This window comes from Streptomyces sp. NPDC043854 (assembly GCF_056436005.1).
On record NZ_JBWKDK010000050.1, the window covers coordinates 1 to 17,398 of the forward strand.

General features: G+C 73.8%; 19 protein-coding genes. 4 read left to right on the plus strand and 15 right to left on the minus strand.

Annotation, left to right across the window (positions count from 1 at the left end; translation table 11 throughout):
- The 6 genes from AC068A_RS30640 to AC068A_RS30665 form a co-directional block, all read right to left on the minus strand.
- The coding region (locus AC068A_RS30640) for a YveK family protein (RefSeq protein WP_478589521.1) at positions 1-748 on the minus strand (748 nt) is incomplete at its 3' end.
- Between the two features lie 214 nt (positions 749-962).
- A complete protein-coding gene (wecB, locus tag AC068A_RS30645) occupies positions 963-2,096 on the minus strand; it encodes a non-hydrolyzing UDP-N-acetylglucosamine 2-epimerase (protein ID WP_478589522.1) in 1,134 nt (377 codons plus the stop codon).
- Positions 2,097-2,100: 4 nt separating this feature from the next.
- A complete protein-coding gene (locus tag AC068A_RS30650) occupies positions 2,101-3,357 on the minus strand; it encodes a nucleotide sugar dehydrogenase (RefSeq protein WP_478589523.1) in 1,257 nt (418 codons plus the stop codon).
- The gene (locus tag AC068A_RS30655) at positions 3,357-4,130 is read right to left on the minus strand and encodes a WecB/TagA/CpsF family glycosyltransferase (protein ID WP_478589524.1); all 774 of its coding nucleotides are present in this window, start codon (positions 4,128-4,130) and stop codon (positions 3,357-3,359) included. Before AC068A_RS30655 ends, AC068A_RS30650 begins: the two co-directional genes overlap by 1 nt.
- Positions 4,127-5,299 carry a hypothetical protein gene (locus AC068A_RS30660; protein WP_478589525.1) on the minus strand — a complete coding sequence of 391 codons (1,173 nt, stop codon included), beginning with the start codon at positions 5,297-5,299 and terminating at the stop codon, positions 4,127-4,129. The genes AC068A_RS30655 and AC068A_RS30660 overlap by 4 nt, the downstream gene beginning before the upstream one ends.
- A 543-nt stretch (positions 5,300-5,842) precedes the next feature.
- Positions 5,843-6,460, minus strand: coding sequence for an acyltransferase (locus AC068A_RS30665; RefSeq protein ID WP_478589526.1), 618 nt, complete (start codon positions 6,458-6,460; stop codon positions 5,843-5,845).
- 269 nt (positions 6,461-6,729) lie between these two features.
- On the opposite strand from AC068A_RS30665, the gene AC068A_RS30670 reads away from it, so the two are divergent.
- Positions 6,730-7,044 carry a hypothetical protein gene (locus tag AC068A_RS30670; protein ID WP_478589527.1) on the plus strand — a complete coding sequence of 105 codons (315 nt, stop codon included), beginning with the start codon at positions 6,730-6,732 and terminating at the stop codon, positions 7,042-7,044.
- 118 nt (positions 7,045-7,162) lie between these two features.
- The gene (locus tag AC068A_RS30675; protein ID WP_478589560.1) at positions 7,163-8,071 is read left to right on the plus strand and encodes an aminoglycoside phosphotransferase family protein; all 909 of its coding nucleotides are present in this window, start codon (positions 7,163-7,165) and stop codon (positions 8,069-8,071) included.
- Here the strand turns inward: AC068A_RS30675 and AC068A_RS30680 are convergent.
- Positions 7,975-8,667 carry a hypothetical protein gene (locus AC068A_RS30680; protein ID WP_478589528.1) on the minus strand — a complete coding sequence of 231 codons (693 nt, stop codon included), beginning with the start codon at positions 8,665-8,667 and terminating at the stop codon, positions 7,975-7,977. The genes AC068A_RS30675 and AC068A_RS30680 overlap by 97 nt on opposite strands.
- A gap of 177 nt (positions 8,668-8,844) precedes the next feature.
- Here AC068A_RS30680 and hemC point away from each other — a divergent pair, with 177 nt between their 5' ends.
- On the plus strand, positions 8,845-9,780 hold the full coding sequence (gene hemC, locus AC068A_RS30685) for a hydroxymethylbilane synthase (RefSeq protein WP_478589529.1): 936 nt from the start codon (positions 8,845-8,847) through the stop codon (positions 9,778-9,780).
- A gap of 45 nt (positions 9,781-9,825) precedes the next feature.
- On the opposite strand, the gene AC068A_RS30690 is transcribed toward hemC, so the two are convergent.
- The 4 genes from AC068A_RS30690 to AC068A_RS30705 form a co-directional block, all read right to left on the minus strand.
- Positions 9,826-10,068: a hypothetical protein gene (locus AC068A_RS30690; protein ID WP_478589530.1), complete on the minus strand. Its 243-nt coding sequence runs from the start codon at positions 10,066-10,068 to the stop codon at positions 9,826-9,828.
- Positions 10,055-10,336 carry a DUF6400 family protein gene (locus AC068A_RS30695; protein ID WP_478589531.1) on the minus strand — a complete coding sequence of 94 codons (282 nt, stop codon included), beginning with the start codon at positions 10,334-10,336 and terminating at the stop codon, positions 10,055-10,057. Before AC068A_RS30695 ends, AC068A_RS30690 begins: the two co-directional genes overlap by 14 nt.
- Before the next feature lie 72 nt (positions 10,337-10,408).
- Positions 10,409-11,635 (minus strand): MFS transporter, encoded by a 1,227-nt coding sequence (locus AC068A_RS30700; protein ID WP_478589561.1) that lies wholly within the window; start codon positions 11,633-11,635, stop codon positions 10,409-10,411.
- A 163-nt stretch (positions 11,636-11,798) separates the two neighbouring features.
- A complete protein-coding gene (locus AC068A_RS30705) occupies positions 11,799-12,257 on the minus strand; it encodes an N-acetyltransferase family protein (RefSeq protein WP_478589532.1) in 459 nt (152 codons plus the stop codon).
- Between the two features lie 300 nt (positions 12,258-12,557).
- Between AC068A_RS30705 and AC068A_RS30710 the strand changes: the two genes are divergently transcribed.
- Positions 12,558-13,397, plus strand: a complete 840-nt coding sequence (locus tag AC068A_RS30710; protein WP_478589533.1) for an alpha/beta fold hydrolase — start codon at positions 12,558-12,560, stop codon at positions 13,395-13,397.
- A 190-nt stretch (positions 13,398-13,587) separates the two neighbouring features.
- Here AC068A_RS30710 and AC068A_RS30715 read toward each other — a convergent pair whose 3' ends face one another.
- From AC068A_RS30715 to AC068A_RS30730, 4 genes are all read right to left on the minus strand, one after another.
- Positions 13,588-14,850: a cytochrome P450 gene (locus AC068A_RS30715; RefSeq protein ID WP_478589534.1), complete on the minus strand. Its 1,263-nt coding sequence runs from the start codon at positions 14,848-14,850 to the stop codon at positions 13,588-13,590.
- 36 nt (positions 14,851-14,886) lie between these two features.
- On the minus strand, positions 14,887-16,278 hold the full coding sequence (locus AC068A_RS30720) for an NAD(P)/FAD-dependent oxidoreductase (protein WP_478589535.1): 1,392 nt from the start codon (positions 16,276-16,278) through the stop codon (positions 14,887-14,889).
- Positions 16,271-16,477 carry a ferredoxin gene (locus AC068A_RS30725; protein ID WP_179174268.1) on the minus strand — a complete coding sequence of 69 codons (207 nt, stop codon included), beginning with the start codon at positions 16,475-16,477 and terminating at the stop codon, positions 16,271-16,273. Before AC068A_RS30725 ends, AC068A_RS30720 begins: the two co-directional genes overlap by 8 nt.
- Positions 16,478-16,549: 72 nt before the next feature.
- Positions 16,550-17,200 carry a hypothetical protein gene (locus AC068A_RS30730; protein ID WP_478589536.1) on the minus strand — a complete coding sequence of 217 codons (651 nt, stop codon included), beginning with the start codon at positions 17,198-17,200 and terminating at the stop codon, positions 16,550-16,552.
- Positions 17,201-17,398: the final 198 nt, after the last annotated feature.

The window sequence follows — 17,398 nt, forward strand, 5'->3', positions numbered from 1 at the left end:
CCGTCTTGCCGGACCCCTCCTTGTCTGTCTCTTCCCCGTTCCCCCCCCCGTCTCCTGCTCTCCCCTCCGCCCCTTCCTCCCCTCCGTTCCCCCCCCCCCCCCCCCCCCCGGCCTCGGGTGCGGCGGGCCGGTGCCGGCCCGGCTTGGCGGGCGTGCGGCGGCGGGCCTCCACGAAGAAGGTCGCCGCCAGGCTGAGCACGAAGCCCAGCGCACCCACCATGACGAGGTACTGGAGCCGGGTCTTGGTCTGCGCCTCCGGCTTCTGCGGCGGGACGATCGTCGCCATGCGGATCATGGCCTCCGGGTTCACCTGCTGCTGGGCCTGGAACTCCTGAAGCCGCTTCTCGGCGTACGCGGTCAGGATCTGGTCCGACTTCAGGACGGCCGCCGGGTTGGTCCCGGTGACGGTCAGCCACATGAACGGCCCCTGGGCGTTGTCGGCGATCTTCGCCTCGTACGCGCCGGTGAGCCCCTGCGCCTTGAGGCCGGCCTTCGAGTCGTCGGAGTTGAGGTTGCGGGCCAGGCCGTCGGCCATCCCGGTGAGCGAGGCCTGGGTGCTCAGGAAGGGGTTGCCGTCGAAGGCCACCGTGGCCTTCTTGGAGTTCAGCAGGGTGACCGTGCTCTGGGACCGGTACTCCACCGGGACCAGCAGGTACACGCCTGTCGTGAGCGCGGCCGTGATCAGCAGTCCGGGCAGCAGGACGTACCAGCGCCTGCGCATGACCCGCCAGATCTCCGCGAGATCCATCATTCTCCTTTCGAATGAACCACCGACCTTGGCCCGTGGGGGAATCGATTACTTGGGGTGTACGCGCGGAGAACCGGTAGTACGCTGCGGCTCTTCTTCGGGAGCGGTCAGGGCTTGGCCGTCATGCGGGCTTTCGGGCCTGAGTGAGAAGCCTTCTCGGCGACGAGGGGGAGGAGTCACGGTCTTCCCCCTCGCGGCCTGGCCCGCGTCGGGGCTAGACGACGGGCGCGGTGCCCGGGACGAGGTCGGTGGGTCTGAGCCGGGTGTGCGCGGTCCCGCCCTCCAGCAGGACCCGGGCGATGCGTTCGCTCGCCTGCCCGTCCCACAGCGCGGGGCAGCGGGGCGCCGGCGGGTCGTCGAGCACCCGGTTGACGGTGGCCGTGATGCGGTCCGGGTCGGTGCCCGCGAGGACGTTCGTGCCCTCCTCGACGGTGACGGGGCGCTCGGTGTTCTCCCGCAGGGTCACACAGGGCACGCCCAGCGCGGTGGTCTCCTCCTGGACGCCCCCGGAGTCGGTGAGCACGACCCGCGCCCCGTCCTGGAGCGCGATGAAGTCCAGGTATCCGGCGGCCGGGACCGGCCGGATGCCGCCCGGGACGCCGATCGCGGCCAGCCGCTGCGCGGCCCGCGGGTGCACGGGCAGCAGCAGCGGGCAGCGGCCGGCGATCTCGCCGAGGGCCTTCAGCAGGCCGCGCAGGGCGTCGGGGTCGTCCACGTTGGCGGGCCGGTGCAGGGTGACCAGGCCGTAGCCGCCGCGGGTGAGCCCGTACCGGTCGAGGACGTCCGAGGCGCGGGCCCGTTCCAGGTTGGCGAGGAGCGTGTCGATCATGACGTTTCCGACGACGTGGATCTGGTCCTCGCGGTACCCCTCCGCCCGCAGGTTCGCGGCCGCGTCGGGCGAGGGGGCCAGCAGGTAGTCGCTGACCCGGTCGGTGGCGACCCGGTTGACCTCCTCGGGCATGCTCCAGTCCCGGCTGCGCAGGCCCGCCTCCACGTGGGCGAGCAGCGGGCCCGCCTTCGCGGTGACCAGGGCGCAGGCCAGCGTGGAGTTGATGTCGCCGACGACCACGACCGCGTCCGGGGACAGCTCCTCCAGCAGTGGCTCGAAGGCCGCCATCACCCGGCCGGTCTGCTGGGCGTGCGTCCCGGACCCGGCGCCGAGGTACCGGTCGGGGGGCCGGATGCCGAGGTCGCGGAAGAAGACGTCGTTCATGGACTCGTCGTAGTGCTGGCCGGTGTGGACGAGGACCACCTCCGCGCCGCGGCGTTCCAGCGCGTCCATCACCGGTTTGATCTTCATGTAGTTGGGCCGTGCTCCGGCCACGCAGACGATCCTGGTCCGGGCCATGGCGTCAGAGCACCTCCACCGCGGGTCCGGACAGCCGGTTGCGGCAGTCGAGGACGAAGGAGGCGTGCTCGGTGACCATCGCGTAGTCGAAGGAGTCGTGGTCGGTGAGCAGGACGACCACGTCGGCGGCGGCCAGCTCCCGGCGGGTCGGCTCCACGCGTACGAGCCGGGCGTCGACCTTGATGCTCTCCACCACGTGGGGGTCGGCCGCGCGGACCCTGGCCCCCATGTCGAGGAGCAGCTGGGAGATGCGTACCGCCGGCGACTCCCGGGCGTCGCCGGTGTTCTTCTTGTACGCGAGCCCCAGGAGCAGGATCCGGGAGCCGTTGACCGAGCGGCGCCGGGCGTTGAGGGCGTCGATGACGCGGCGCGTGACGTACTCGGGCATGTGGTTGTTGATGTCGTTGGCCAGTTCGACGAAGCGGAAGCTCTGCCCCAGTTCGCGCTGCACCCGCCAGGACAGGTACGACGGGTCGATGGGCAGGCAGTGGCCGCCGACCCCGGGCCCGGGGGTGAACTTCATGAAGCCGAACGGCTTGCTGGACGCCGCCTCGATGGCCTGCCACACGTCGATGTCGAGGTGGCGGGCGAACATGGCTATCTCGTTGACGAGGGCGATGTTCACGTGCCGGAAGGTGTTCTCCAGGAGTTTCGCCAGCTCGGCCTCCTTGGGGGAGCGCACCGGCACCGTCTTGTCGACGAGGCCCCCGTAGAACTCCTCCACCGCCTTGAGGGAGGCGGCGTCGACGCCGGAGACGACCTTGGGGGTCTGCCGGAAGCCCCAGACGGCGTTGCCGGGGTCGATGCGCTCCGGGCTGTAGCCGAGGTGGAAGTCGGTGCCGGCGGTGAGGCCCGAGCCGTTTTCCAGGATGGGGCCGAACAGCTCCTCGGTGGTGCCCGGGTAGGTGGTGGACTCCAGGACGACGGTCGCGCCGGGCCGCAGGAAGCGGGCCAGGGTGTGTGCCGACTCCTCGATGTAGCTGAGGTCGGGGGCGCCTTCGTGCAACGGGGTGGGGACGGTGACGACGGCGACGTCGAAGCCGCCGCAGTCGCGCGCCTGGTCGCTGGGCCGGTAGGTGCCCCGTTCCAGCGCCCGGTTGATCCGCTCGGAGGAGACGTCCTCCACGTAGGACTCGCCGGCGGCGAGCCTCTTGACCCGCTGCGTGTCCACGTCGTACCCGATCACCTGGTGCCCGACCTCGGCGGCCCTGATGGCCAGCGGAAGGCCGACGTATCCCTGTCCCACGACGACTACGCGCATCAGCAACTCCTGTTCGCGGAACCGGCAGCAGACGGTGTGCGGCGGATGAGCTCCCGGGCCGTCATGGCCAGGAAGGCGGCATTGGTGGTGAGGTAGCGCTTGCCCAGGCGCCGCGGCTCCTGGAGGGTGCGGTAGAACCATTCGAGCCCCATGCGCTGCCAGGCCAGCGGGGCCCGCTTGGTGATGCCGGCCAGGATGTCGAAGGAGCCGCCGACGCCGTGCACCACGTGGGCGCCGGTGCGCTTGCCGTAGCCGGCGGTGAACATCTCCTTCTTGGGCGAGGTCATGCCGAGGAACAGCAGTTGTGCTCCGCTGTCCGCGACGGAGTCGGCGATGTCGGGCTGCTCGGAGTCGTCGAAGTAGCCGTTGCGGCTGCCGGCGACGCGCAGCTTCGGGAACCGCTCGGCGATCCGGCGGAGCATCAGCTCCAGTACGTCCTGCCGGGCGCCGAGCAGGTAGACCGGGATGTCCGCGGTTTCGGCGGCGGCGAGCAGCCGCATGAACAGGTCGATGCCCGCGACCCGTTCGGGCAGCCGTACGCCGAGTACGCGGCCGGCCCACACCACCGCCTGCCCGTCGGCCAGGACGAGGTCGCAGCCGGAGACCGCCACGGCGAGGCGGGGGTCCCGGCGCATGGCGACCAGTTTGGCGGCGTTGACCATGCCGATCTCGATCCGCTCGCCGCGGCGTACCGCGTCGAGGCAGCGCTGCACGGTCTCGTCCATGGTCAGGGCGTCGAGTGCGACCCCGAAGAGGGACTGCCGTCGGCTCATCTCTGGACTCCCCCCAGCCAGGCGTGCAGCAGCCAGCCGAACTCGTACGGCCTGCACTCGCGGTCCACCGAGAGCGGGCGGAACAGCCGGTCGAGCGGGGCCAGCCGCGCCTTCGGGGCCAGCCGGGTGGTGAGTCCGCGGGCGGCCCGGACGGCCTTGGCGGGGTCGCCGCGGTAGACCTTGCGCCAGGTGACGCCGTAGTCCTCCCGGATCATGGGCTCGCGGGGGGTGCCGTCGGGCCTGCTGATCTCGGGTACGGCCGTCATCCAGCCGAGGCCGCGGCGGATGGCGGCGCCGAAGTCGGTGCCGCCCGCGTCCGCCAGGTCGAACAGGGCGGTCGGGGCCATGGCGTGCTGGTGAACGCTGTACACCGGGTAGCCCTCCACCATGCCGCCGGTGCGGGCGTCATAGTGCCACCACCACTGCCCGCCGTCCCCCTGGAGGGTGCAGATCCGGGCGGCGCACATGTTCGCGGCGCGGAGGGCCTCCGGGTCGGGGCCGCTGGCGTGGAGCCGGGCCAGCGCTTGGATCGGGTAGGTCTGGTCGGCGAAGCAGGCCACGTGGGAGCGGTAGCCGGGGACCAGCCCGGGGGCGGTGGCGTGCGGGAACAGCGGGCTGTCGGTGGTCGCCCTGGACCCCAGCAGGCGGTCGCGGGCGGCCGCCAGGCGGTCCTCCACGTCGACGGTCTTCCGGGCGGCGACGAGGGCGGAGAGCACCCAGGCCGCCTCGACGGTGTACTGCGGCCGGCCGGGGTCGTCCAGGGCGGCCACCCGGGCGAGGGCGTCGCCCAGCTTGGGGTGGCCGGTCTCGGCGGCGGCCCAGGCGATGAGCGCAGCGTCGCCCAGGTTGCCGACCCCGGGCAGCCGCTCCACCAGCAGGTTCGTGAACGCGGCGGCGGTGTGGCCGCCGAACACGGCCTGCTGCCGGTCCTCGGGCAGGTACTGCGCGCCGAGGGCGGTGATGGCCGCGTACCGGGTGCTGGTCCCGCGCCGCTCGACGCGGCGGGTGCCGTCGGCTGCGGCCGTTCCCACCCGGGTGAAGACGAAGGTCTCCGGGCCCGGCAGGTACATCTGCGGCAGGCCCGTCTCGGCGAGCGCGAGCAGGCGCTCGGCGAGCGCGTGCAGCGACGGGTCCTCGTGTGCCAGTGCTCCTAATCGTACTGCGGTCACCGGGTCCCCACCCCGGCTTCCCGGGTGCCCCGCGCCCCTCGGCCGGACCCCTGTTGCAGGGCCGGGCTGTACGGCTCCACCACACCTACCCCCTCTGAATCGCCGTTCCGGGGAGGGGAGCGCGCATGACGGCGCGCGCGTCGGCGGTGACGGTGTGATCGCCCCCGAGACGCGGCCGTCCGGGGCCGCCCACTGGATCCCCCCAGCGATACCCCGGACCGGAGCACGCGCGGACGGCAGCGCCGTGCAGGCGCGTCAGCGCGCCTGCCGCCACCTCGTCCGCGATGCCCCCGCCGTGTACAACCCCCCACTGAACAAAGCCTGTTGCCTGCTCAGAACCCGTGTACAGGGACAAGGTATGCCCAAGGGTGTTCGTTGATTGCGGTTTTGAGGAAATGCCGGTGGCCCAAATTCCGACGGCCCGTCAGCCGGGCTTCCCGGGCCGGCCTCCGGCCTCTGTTTCGGGCCCGGCGTCCGGGCCCGGTCCGGCCGTGCCCGCAGGCCGTCCGGGGCCCGGTCCGGCCGTGCCCGCAGGCCCGGACTTCAGCCCTTCTCCGGCCGGTCGTCCCGCTCGGCCAGCACCCCGGCCGCCTCCTCGTACCTCGCGCCGGTACGCGGGCACTCCCACACGCCCGGCTCGCCCTCGCGCTCCACCAGGCGGACCCCGGCCCGGCCCACCCAGCCGATCCGCCGGGCCGGCACCCCCGCCACGAGGGCGAAGTCGGGTACGTCCCGGGACACCACCGCCCCGGCCGCGACCAGCGCCCACCGCCCGATGCGGACGCCGGCCACGCATACCGACCGGGCGCCCAGGGAGGCCCCCTCGGCCACCACCACCCCGGCGGCCTCCCAGTCGTCGCCGCGCTTGAGCCGGCCGTCGGGGTCGACGGCCCGCGGGTAGAAGTCGTTGGTGAGCACGGCGGCCGGGCCGATGAACACCCCGTCGCCGAGCTCGGCGGGTTCGTAGACGAGGGCGTAGTTCTGGAGCTTCACCCGGTCCCCGATCCGCACACCGGGTCCGACGTACGCCCCCCGCCCCACGATGCAGTCGCTGCCGAGCCGTGCCTTCTCCCGCACTTGCGCCAGATCCCAGATGGTGGTCCCGTCCCCGAGTTCGGCAGTCTCGTCGACCTGGGAGGAGGGTTGAATTCGGACACTCACGGGGCGGTCCCCTTACGCTCGCGAGGCATTCGGACACGCGCCGCAACCGGCGCACGGACGGAGCATATGCACCGCCGTCCCGCCCCGCCCGGCAGTTCAACCGACTGCCCACGCACCGGACTTGGCGCGGGCGCCCGGGCCACTGGCCGCCGGCCGGCGGTCGGTTCGCTCGCCACCCCGCCGGCCGGCGGGTACCCTGCCCGTCAACGGCGGCGACCGGGACGCGGACCAGGGGCCGGGGACCAGGGGCACGGGACCAGGGGGAGTCCATGGAAGACGGCGTACAGCGCCACCGCTGGATCATCACCGCGGAGAAGCTCTCGGAGTCCCACGGGGACGACGGCGGGCAGTTGGAGACCCTCAGCGCGTTCGAGGGCACCCGGGAGGAGGCCGAACGGGCTCTGGAACAGGCCGCGCGCACCATGATCGTGGGGACCTTCCTCCAGGAGCGCCGCCGGCTCGTCTACCGCCAGCTCGACGGCTCCTACCTGGTGCGCTGCACCGGCCGGATGGGCGGCCAGCACAGCAGGGTGGTGCGCGCCGCAACCCTCGTCTGGGACTCCGAGGCCAAGGGCGGCAGCTGACGGGCAGCCGGCACCGGTCCCCTGGGAAATGCGTTGACGGGCGGGGCGAGGAGGCGCTCGGATGGCCGGGTACGCGCAACTCCCCACTGCCGGAAAGGGACCCGTGCCCGCAGCCAAGATGCACCCCGACGAGCCGGACACCGACACCGCGCTGGTCCACCGCCTGATCGCGGCGCAGTTCCCGCGCTGGGCGGGTCTGCCCGTGAAGCCGGTCGACTCGCACGGCACCACGCACGTGATGTACCGGCTCGGCGACCGGATGGTCGTACGCCTGCCCCGCACCGCGGGCGCCGCCGAGGACATCGAGCGGGAGTGCACCTGGCTGCCCCGGCTCGCGCCGTCGCTCCCGGTCCCCGTTCCCGAGCCGCTGGGCGAGGGCGCGCCGGGCGAGGGCTACCCCTTCCCCTGGGCCGTGTACCGCTGGCTCGACGGCGAGGTCCCGGCCGCCGGCCGGATCGCCGACCCCGACCGGCTCGCCCGGGACCTGGGCGGCTTCGTCGCCGCCCTGCGCCGGATCGACCCCGCCGGCGGGCCCGCCTCCTACCGCAGCGAAACCCTGGCCGCGCGGGACGCCGCCACCCGTACCGCGATCGCGGGCCTGCGGACCCCCGCCGACATCGACGCCGACCCCGCCGCGGTGACCGCCGCCTGGGAGGCCGCCCTGCGGGCGCCGGAGTGGCCCGGTCCGCCCGTCTGGATCCACGCGGACCTGCAACCCGGGAACCTGCTCCTGGCCGGGGACCGGCTCGGCGCGGTCATCGACTTCGGCTGCACGGGTGTGGGCGACCCCGCCGTCGACCTGATCGCGGCGTGGTACGTCCTCCCGGCCGGGGCACGGGACGCCTTCCGGGCCGCCGCGAACGTGGACGACGCAGCCTGGGCGCGCGGCCGCGGCTGGGCGCTGTCGGTCGCCCTCCTCGAGCTGAACTACTACCGGGACACGAACCCGGCGATGACGGCCACCGCGCGCCGCGTCGTCCGGGAGCTCCTCGCCGACCCCACACCCACAGGACCAGACCGGTCGTAGGCCCGCCCGCCCGTCGCCGGCGGGTTCCGGCCGGTGATCCACGGACGACGGCCCGGCCGATGCCCCGCGACCCGCCGGTGACGCCTGCGTCCCTGCCCTTGGGCACCGCCCCTCCGAGGCAACGCGATCCGGCGCGCGGATCCGTCCCCCGCGCACGGCCCGCGCGGGCCTGGCGGGCCGCAGGTCACACCCGGTGGACGCGCGCCAGGTGGGCCGCGAGTGCCGCGGCCGCCGTCCGGCGCCGTGACCGGGGCGGTGCGCGTGCCCAGGTAGCCGTCCGGGCGTACGAGGAAGGCCGCCGAGCCGGCGGTCTGGTACATCCGGCGGAACTCGCCGCGGCCGTCGAGGTAGACCGGCAGCGGTCCGCCGTCCCCGGCGCCGGCCGGGTCGCCGCCGGGCGGGGCGAGGACGACCAGGGCGGCCGGGATGTCGCCCGAACCCCCGCTGCCGGCCGACCGGCGGGCCCCGGCGGCGAGTTCGACGCACGCGCCCAGCGCCTCGCCGGAGTCGGCGCAGAGGACCAGCACGTGCCCCCGGTCGCGCAGCAGGTCGTACAGCCGCAGCGGCACGGCGGCCTCCAGGGCGGCGCGGACCACGGTCGGCCACCATCCACCGCCGCGCGACCGGGCATCCCTCCGTCAACAGAAATGAGTGGTCAATCGCTCGAGCCGAACGCCCCCGCCCCGGTGCTGCCAGGCAATTCACCGACCCGGCACGGAGGTTGGGCGCCCGGGCGGCACGGCGGCCCCTTCCCAGGGGCTAGGGTGGCCGCCATGTCCGCCGCTGAGTTGATCCGCATCGTGTCCCGGGACTCGCCCATGGCCCTCGCCCAGGTGGAGCGCGTCCGCAGAGAACTGGCCGTGCTCCACCCGCACACCGCCACCGAGGTCGTCGCCGTCAAGACCACCGGGGACAAGTGGATGGGGGACCTCGCCGCCGTCGACGGCAAGGGCGCCTTCACCAAGGAGGTGGACGCCGCGCTGCTGGCCGGGGAAGCCGATCTCGCCGTCCACTGTGTCAAGGACATCCCCGCGGACCGCCCGCTGCCCGCCGGCACCGCCTTCGCCGCGTTCCTGAAGCGCGACGACGTGCGCGACGCGCTCGTCCATCCCGCGGGGCTCACCCTCGACGAGCTTCCGGCCGGCGCGCGCATCGGCACGTCCTCCGTCCGCCGCACCGCCCAGCTGGCCGCGAGCCACCCGCACCTGACCTGCGTACCGATCCGCGGCAACGCCAACCGCCGGCTCGACAAGCTCGCGGCGGGCGAGGCCGACGCCCTCCTCCTCGCCGTCTCCGGCCTGGAGCGGATCGGCCGCGCGGACGCCATCAGCGAGGTCCTGTCACCGCAGAGGATGTGCCCGCCGATCGGCGCCGGCATCCTCGCCCTCCAGTGCCGTGAGGACGACACCGCGCTGATCGAGACGGTGAGCGGCCTCGGCGACCCGGCCACGCACCGCGAGGCCACCGCCGAGCGCATGCTCCTGCACGTGCTCCAGGGCCACTGCAACGCGCCGATCGCCGGCTACGCGTCCACCGAGCGCGACGGCGAGCTCGCGCTGTACGCGAAGGTGTTCACCCCGGACGGCAAGCGGGTGCTGCGGGCACACGAATGGGCCGGACCGCTCGATCCGGCCACGCTCGGCACGTCCGTCGCCGTCGCCCTGCTCCGCCAGGGCGCACGCGAACTGATCGACGGGATCCCCCACTGACCCCGGACCGCGCCACGACCGGCTAACCGGCCGCGGCGGAAGCGGTCAGCCGGTGAGCCCGTTCCGCACGGAACGGGTCGCGCCGAAGCCGCTCTCGTGCACCCAGACGTGGGTGCACCCCGGGCACTGGAGGTGCAGCAGGCTGCCGGTGTTCGTCAGCAGGTACCGCCAGTGCTGCGAGCACGTCCGCCCCGTGGCGCACGGCTCGCAGCCGCGGGCGTCGTTGCAGTTGGGGCAGGTCACCCAGGCCCGGCGGCCGGGGTCGGCCTGCGGGTCAAGCGGAAGCATGTCCGCCGCCTTCGCGCCGGGGGAGCACTCCGGCCGCGACGAGGTCCTCGTACACCCGCTGCTGCTCGGCGTCGAGGCCGGAGTACAGCAGGTCGTACGCCTCCTCCTCGCCGCGCATGACCTCGACCGGGTCCCAGTCGGGCCCGAGTGCGTCGAGGATCTGGGCGCGCCGCAGCATCTCGTGCGCGGCGAAGTCGATGTCGAAGCCGATCGTCCCCTGGGCGTCAGGTATGCCGGCGGGGTCGCGGGGCGGGTCGTGGGGGGCCATACCCCAGGAACTTAGGTATGCCTTCTTTCCCAGGTCAAGGGAGGGTGTGCGGAGTCACAGCCCGGACCCGGCTCAACGGGGTGCGCCGGGCCGTACCGGCCTGAGCCGCGCCCCCACGGCGAGGCAGACCAGGGTGGCGGCGGCCGCGGCGGCGGGCACGACCGCCCCGGCGGCCGGCCGCGCGGCGAGGCTCCCGGCGACGACGCTGCCGATCGCGCTGCCCACCCCCATCGACTGGACGAGCCAGGCGTTGACCTCGTTGGCGCGGCGCCTCGGGGTGCGGCGGCCGAGGGCCAGGAAGGCGGAGCCCACCACCGGCGTCAGGAACAGCCCGGGCACGGTGACGGCGGCGACGGCACCGACACCCGGATGCGGTCCGTCGAGGCACGCCAGGGGGATCCACCCCGCGAAGAACGCGGCCGCGGACAGCCGCAGCTGCCGCAGCGGCACCCCGCGGCGGGCGCCCCACCCGTACGCCAGGCCCCCGAGGAACGCGGACGCGGAGAAGGCGGCCGGAATCAGCCCCGCCAGGGCGGGCCAGTGCAGGCTGTCGGCCGCGGAGACGGCCCACACGTTCATCGAGCCGATGGCCGACCCGGTACCGGCGAGCGCCAGGTACAGCGTGACCATGTCCCGCGCCGGCAGGCGACCGGGCGGCACACCCCCGCGCGGGACGGGCCCGGGCGCGGCCCTGCGGCGGTGGAAGGGCGAGGTGAGGACGAGGAGGGTGCCGGCCAGGCTCGCCAGGCCGGTCGCCGCGACGGCCGCCGCCGGGCCGTGGGCCGCGGCGAGCGCGGTGGTCAGCAGCGGTCCGGCGACGTAGAGCAGCCCCTGGGAGCCGATGTCGAGCCCCAGGGCCGTTCGCTGCTGCTCCGGGCAGGCGAGCAGGGCCGGCCAGAGGGTCCGCAGGCTCGTCTCCAGCGGCGGCGTGCAGGCCCCCGCCACGACCACCGCCGCCACGGCGGAGAGGCGGCCCGCCCCGGGTGCGTACACCAGCAGCCAAAGGCAGCCGGCGTGGACGGCGGCTGACGGGCCGATGGTCCGGACGCACCCGTACCGGTCCAGCAGCCGCCCCTTGACGGGCTGGACGAGGGCCGACGCGAGCACGTACACCGCGCTGAGCAGACCGCCGAACCCGACCGATCCCGCCGCCTGCGCGGCCCACAGGACCAGGGCGAGGGGCGCCATGCCCGAGGGCAGCCGCCCGAGCAGGGCGCCGGTGAGCAGCCTCGCGACGTGCGGCGTCCTGAGGACCGCACCGAGGGTGGGCAGATCGGCGGAGGGGGCGGCCGGGGGAATGGGTCAGCCTCCCCGCGCCGGCACGGGGTCCGCGAAGCCCGGCATCGCTGCTGCTCCTTCCGGGAGGCAGGGAAGGGGGATGCCTCCGCCTGGAGATTCTTCGCAGCCGCCGGTCCGGCCGGGAGCCACCACGGCCGTGATCACCCGAACGGAGGCCCGGGGGTCAGCTTCCCGGGGCCATGTCGTACGTGACCCACATGGTCCGGGTGGCCACCCGGTCGTACTTGCCGCGCGCCCGGTAGTTGTCGTCGGCGGTGATCCAGCGCACCACGCTCCAGCCGCGCTCGGCGGCGATCTCGCGCAGCCGGGCGAGCAGCAGATCCGCCGCGCCGGAGCCGCGCCCGGCGGGGTCGACGAAGAGGTCGTCGAGGAAGCAGCCGACCGTGGCCGACAGGGGCCGCGCGAACGGCCGGTAGTGGGCCAGGCCGACCAGTCGGCCGTCGCCGTCTTCGGCGACGAGGGCCTGCACCTCGTGGTCGGGGTCGTTCACCCACGACCACACGCGCACGGCCATCTCCTCGGTCTGCTCGACCCGGTAGAAGTCGGCGTACCCGCGGTAGAGGGCGCGCCACTGGGCGAAGTCCTCCGCGCGGACCGCACGCACCTTGATTCCGGCCGACATGGCCTCACACTCCCCGGTTCGAGACGACGGACGCACCCGCACGGAGCCCTTCGCGGTGCCGGTGCCGGTGCATGATGCCGATGACAGGAGACGATCATCCGGGAGGCGCCGCGCCGGGGCTGCTTCCGGGGTGTCGAAATGGGCTGCCCCGATGCGCCGCGCCGGACAATGCGCCGGCGCCGCTCGCCGTGCCCGCCCGAGCGGGGGCCTCCGCCACCTCCGGGACGGCACACGGAGGGCACATGGAACGGCGGGGGTTTTTCGATGGACAACGCCCGCTGTGTCGGTGATGGTTGGGCGATGGAGCACAAGATCACAGTTGCCCCCGCCATCAGCCTCTGGGCCGAGGAACACGGCGATCCGGCCGCCCCGCCCCTGTTGCTCATCATGGGAGCGAATGCCTCGGGCCTGGCCTGGCCGGACTCCCTCGTGGCCGCCCTCGCCCGCCGCCACCGCGTCATCCGCTACGACCACCGCGACACCGGAGCCTCCACCTGGTGTTTCGACGAGCGTCCGTACCCCATCACCGACCTGGCCGACGACGCGATCGCCGTACTGGACGCCCTCGGCGTCGACGCGGCCCACGTCGTCGCCATGTCCATGGGCGGCCTGCTCGCCCAGCTGCTACTGCTCGACCACCCGGACCGGATCCGCACCGCCACCTTCATCGGAACCATGCCCATGGACGGCGGCCCCGCCGGGAGCGAGATCGACCCCGAGCTCGCGGCCCTGTGGAACGAGATGGCCGAACCGCGCGACCGGGCGGCCGAACTCGACTGGCGGGTGGAGCACTGGCGCGTCCTCAACGGCGGGGAAATCCCCTTCGACCCCGAGGAGTTCCGGCGGTCGGAGGAGCGCATCATCGAGCACTCCGGGCGCCACGACTCCCCGGTCGCCCATGCCCGAGCCAGTGCGGAAGGCCTCGACCGGGCGTCGGAGCTGGCCGCCGTCACCGTCCCGGCCCTGGTGATCGACGCGCCCCGCGATCCCGTCGCCGGGACCGCACACGCACGGCACCTGGCCGGCCTGCTCGGCCGCGCCCGGGTGGCCACCGTCCCCGGCCTCGGCCACGCCCTCCCGGAGTCGGTCGTACCGCAGCTCGCCGAGCTGATCCTGGAACACACCGGCCAGGGCGGCTGAACCGCTCGGCGGCGGCGGACCTGTCCGCCGCGGCCCGGCCGGTCACCCGTCCGGGCGCCGGGTGGATCGATTCGGCTTGGGCCGGGCGGGTGGCCCTGCCCGCGACAGCGTGTCCCCCCGCTCCCACCGCGGCTACAACGATGCACGTCAGCGGGCGGGGTCCGCCGAGGCGCCAGGGTACGCCGAGGCGTCAGGGACGGATGCCGTCGCAGGCCACCCACAGGTGGCGCGGCCCGCGCAGGACTGCGTTCTGCCGGTACGGCGGCGGGTCCTCCAGCAGCCGCGGGTTCTCCAGCCGCCGCGCCAGCTCGCTCAGCGCCTTCTGCGCCTCCAGCCGGGCCAGCGGGGCCCCGAAGCAGCTGTGGATGCCGCTGCCCAGCCCCAGGTGCTGGACGTCCTTGCGGTCCGGGTCGAAGCGGTCGGGGTTCTCGAACCGCTGCGGGTCCCGGTTGCCGGCGGCCAGCATCAGCCACATCGGGGACCCCTTGGGGATGGTCACCCCGCGCACCTCGATGTCGGCCAGCGGGGTGCGCTGCGGCAGCATCTGCACCGGCGGCTCGAACCGCAGCAGCTCCTCCACCATCGGCACCGCCAGCCCCGGTTCGGCGCGCAGCCGCCGGAGCATGTCCGGGTTGCGCAGCAGCGTCAGCATGCCGTTGGTGATCAGGTTGACGGTGGTCTCGTGGCCGGCGATCAGCAGCAGCGCGGCCGTGCTGAGCAGTTCCATGGTCGACATGGCCAGGTCGCCGTGCCCGGCGGCCAGCTGGGACAGCATGTCGTCCTGCGGGTTCTTCCGCCGCTCCTCGATCAGCCCGGCCAGGTACATGCCGAGTTCCATCCGGGCGTCGTGGGTGGCCTTCTCCCGTTCCCCCGGGTCCGCGTCCGGATCCGGGTCCAGGCTCGCCGCGAGGGTGTCGGCCCATTCGTGGAACCGGGCCTCGTCCTCACGCGGTACGCCGAGCAGCCGGCAGATCATGGTCACCGGGAACGGGTACGAGAACTGGTCGACGATGTCGAAGCGTTCGGTGCCCCGGCCGCTGCCGGACACCCCGTTCGCGATGTCGTCGATCAGCCCCTTGACGGTGTCCTCCAGGTCCCCGCGCATGTTCTCGATCCGGTGCGGCGCGTGCGGCGGCCCGAACGGGCGGTTGGTCAGCCGGCGCAGCCGGTCGTGCTCGGGCGGGTCCAGCTTCAGGAAGCTCGGCGGCAGGGTCCCGCCCTCGCCGCCCTCGCCCTCCTCGCCCAGCGGGTCCGCGCCGCCCGCCGTCCGGTTGCGCGTGTCGGAGCTGAGCCGCGGGTCGTGCAGCAGGCCGCGGATCTCGTAGTACGTGCTGACCACGTACGGCCCCTCGCCGTCATGGTAGACCGGCGTCTTGCGCAGCTCCTCGTACAGCGGATACGGGTTGGAGCGGTTGGCGTAGTCCAGGATGTCGGTCAGGATGCCTTGTTTCATGGCGGTTCGGGCTCCTCCGGAGGGCGCGCGGGTCGGTCAGTGCCCGGCGGGGGTGAACGTCATCCGCCGGTCGGCCGGCGAATATCCGCTGAGGGTCACGGTCGGTCCGTGCGTGGGAACCGACGGGTCGGGGAAGTCGGCGTCCATCGGCTTGCTCCCGTCGGTGCGCCGGTCCATGGTCGGGAACGGCGGGGGGAACGGCGCGGTCAGCTCGATCTGCTTCTCGTAGAACTCCAGCCAGCGCGCGTTGTCGAAGGTGACCGCACCGATCACGCGTCCCTGGTACCCGTACACCCCGGTGAACCGGCGCTCGGCGAGCGAACCCTGGGTGATCATGATCTCGGTGCCCATGGACGGCACGCCGACGGACTTGATGTTCACCCCGAACTGGGAGGACCAGAACGCCGGCACCCAGATGTGCGGACGCCGGTCCGCGCTCTCGCTGAGCATGTTGTGGGCCGCGGTCTCCGCCTGGCAGACCGCGTTGCCCCAGTGCTCCAGCGACAGGAACTGGTAGCCGAACAGCGGGTGGGGGGAACGCGCCACGTCACCGGCCACGTAGATGTCGTCGGTGACGATGCCCATGATGTCGAAGGCCCGGCAGCCCGCGTCGCAGGCGATGCCGCGCGGACCCGCGCCCAGCCCGGAGCCCATCAGCCACTCGGTGTTGCGCTGCGCGCCCAGGCAGACGACGACCACGTCGCACTCCACCATGGCGCCGTCGGACAGGTGCGCGGCCCGGACCCGCCCGGTGGAGTCGCCCTCCAGCCCGGTCACCATCACCCCGGTGCGCAGGTCCACGCCGTGCTCCCGGTGGAGTTCGGCGGCCACCTGGCCGATGACCCCGCCGAGCGCGCCCACCAGCGGGGCGGCGGCGCGTTCGGCGACGGTGACCTCCACCTCGCGCTCCCGGCAGGCCGAGGCGATCTCGGACCCGGTGAACCCGGCGCCGATGACCAGGACCCGGCGCGGTCCCGCGTCGAACCGCCGGGCGAGCGCCGCCCCGTCGTCGCGGGTGCGCAGGACGAACACGCCGTCGAGTTCGGCCTCCGCCTGGTTCGGCCAGGGCCGGGCCCGCACCCCGGTGGCGATCACGAGCCGGTCGTACGGGACCTCGTCGCCGCCGGCCAGCCTGACCCGCTTCCCGGCCATGTCCAGGCCGGTCGCCGCCACGCCGAGCCGCCACTCGGCGTCGATCGCGCGGCGGCGGGGGAGCGCGGTGCGCTCGGCCGCGGACCTGCCCAGCAGCACCTGCTTGGACAGCGGCGGTCGGTCGTACGGCTCGTACGGCTCGTCACCGACCATGGTGAGCGAGCCCTTGAAACCCTTCTCGCGGAGCGTCTCGGCGGCCCGCAGGCCGGCCAGCGAGGCCCCCACGACGACGATCCGGCCGCTGCGCTTGAGCTGCTCCAGCGGCGTGTCAGGCATCCGAGGCCTCCAGGTCCTCGACGAGGATCGCCTGGACGGGACAGGCCGCGGCGGCCTGGGCCACGCGCTCGCGCTGGGCGGCCTCCGCCTGCGGATCGTAGAGGAGTCCCTCCTCCCCGTGCATCGCGAAGACGTCTGGCGCCAGGAAGGCGCACTGCGCGTACCCCTGGCACCGGTTCAAGTCGACGACAAGCCTCAGCAAGGTACGGTCCTTTCGGTGGCCCCCTCGGCTTCCCGGCCCAGAGTGCGGGATGAGGCCGGGAACGGCCCGTCAGGCAAGGCCGTTGGAGTGAGGCGCCCGCTGCGGCCCGCGCCGGGAGACGCGCAGCACGTACAGGCTGATGACCAGGGCCCACACCGGGAACACCAGCTCGGACCACGGCACGGACGCGCCCACCACCAGCAGGGCCAGCCCGACGAGCGACCCGAATGCGCTCAGCGGGCGCGGGAGGACGCCGAGCCTGCGCCCGATGGCCGAGGTGGCGAGGACGAAGACGGCGGCCATCCGCATGGCGTACGTGGTCAGCAGCGTGTACGCGAAGTGGCGGCCGAAGGCCTCCGGCTGATCCGCGGCGAGCACGGTGCCCGCCGCGGCGGTGGCGCCGAAGAGCGCGGCGACGAAGACCAGCCCGCTGCCCAGGAACACGGTCGCGAGGAACCGGTCCTCGGCCTCCCCCGTGTGCTCCCGCAGCGCGCCCATGAACCACAGGAAGGCGATGCCGGCGAACGGGACCATGTGGACCGCCGCGGTCACGCCGGACCGCCCGGCTTCGTCGAGGGTGATGTCCTCCCCGCCGGCTCCCGACGGCAGCGCCGTCCGCACGAGGACGATCGCCGCTCCCAGCAGCACGGCGAAGGCCACCCCCGCGAACCCCGCGGCCCGCGGTGTGCTCAGACCGGCCGCCCGGGACCTGCCCGGCATGTGTTGTCTCATCCCACCAGCAAGCCGCCTCGGCCGCGCTGCTGCCAGCGGGACCGCCCGCACGGGTGATTTGTTCCACCGACCTTGACGGAGTTCGGTGCCCGGGTCCGCGCCCTGGTCGCCGAACTCGCCGAACTCGCCGGGCCCCCGGCCTTCCGCAGACTGTGGGCCGCGGACCGTGCCGCGGCCACGGCTCAC

Bases quoted from the DNA above. Each gene is read 5' to 3' on its own strand.
- wecB (WP_478589522.1), bottom strand. From the start codon at position 2,096: ATGGCCCGGACCAGGATCGTCTGCGTGGCCGGAGCACGGCCCAACTAC.
- AC068A_RS30650 (WP_478589523.1), bottom strand. From the start codon at position 3,357: ATGCGCGTAGTCGTCGTGGGACAGGGATACGTCGGCCTTCCGCTGGCC.
- AC068A_RS30655 (WP_478589524.1), bottom strand. From the start codon at position 4,130: ATGAGCCGACGGCAGTCCCTCTTCGGGGTCGCACTCGACGCCCTGACC.
- AC068A_RS30670 (WP_478589527.1), top strand. From the start codon at position 6,730: ATGGAAGACGGCGTACAGCGCCACCGCTGGATCATCACCGCGGAGAAG.
- AC068A_RS30675 (WP_478589560.1), top strand. From the start codon at position 7,163: ATGCACCCCGACGAGCCGGACACCGACACCGCGCTGGTCCACCGCCTG.
- hemC (WP_478589529.1), top strand. From the start codon at position 8,845: ATGTCCGCCGCTGAGTTGATCCGCATCGTGTCCCGGGACTCGCCCATG.
- AC068A_RS30690 (WP_478589530.1), bottom strand. From the start codon at position 10,068: ATGCTTCCGCTTGACCCGCAGGCCGACCCCGGCCGCCGGGCCTGGGTG.
- AC068A_RS30695 (WP_478589531.1), bottom strand. From the start codon at position 10,336: ATGGCCCCCCACGACCCGCCCCGCGACCCCGCCGGCATACCTGACGCC.
- AC068A_RS30705 (WP_478589532.1), bottom strand. From the start codon at position 12,257: ATGTCGGCCGGAATCAAGGTGCGTGCGGTCCGCGCGGAGGACTTCGCC.
- AC068A_RS30710 (WP_478589533.1), top strand. From the start codon at position 12,558: ATGGAGCACAAGATCACAGTTGCCCCCGCCATCAGCCTCTGGGCCGAG.
- AC068A_RS30715 (WP_478589534.1), bottom strand. From the start codon at position 14,850: ATGAAACAAGGCATCCTGACCGACATCCTGGACTACGCCAACCGCTCC.
- AC068A_RS30720 (WP_478589535.1), bottom strand. From the start codon at position 16,278: ATGCCTGACACGCCGCTGGAGCAGCTCAAGCGCAGCGGCCGGATCGTC.
- AC068A_RS30730 (WP_478589536.1), bottom strand. From the start codon at position 17,200: ATGCCGGGCAGGTCCCGGGCGGCCGGTCTGAGCACACCGCGGGCCGCG.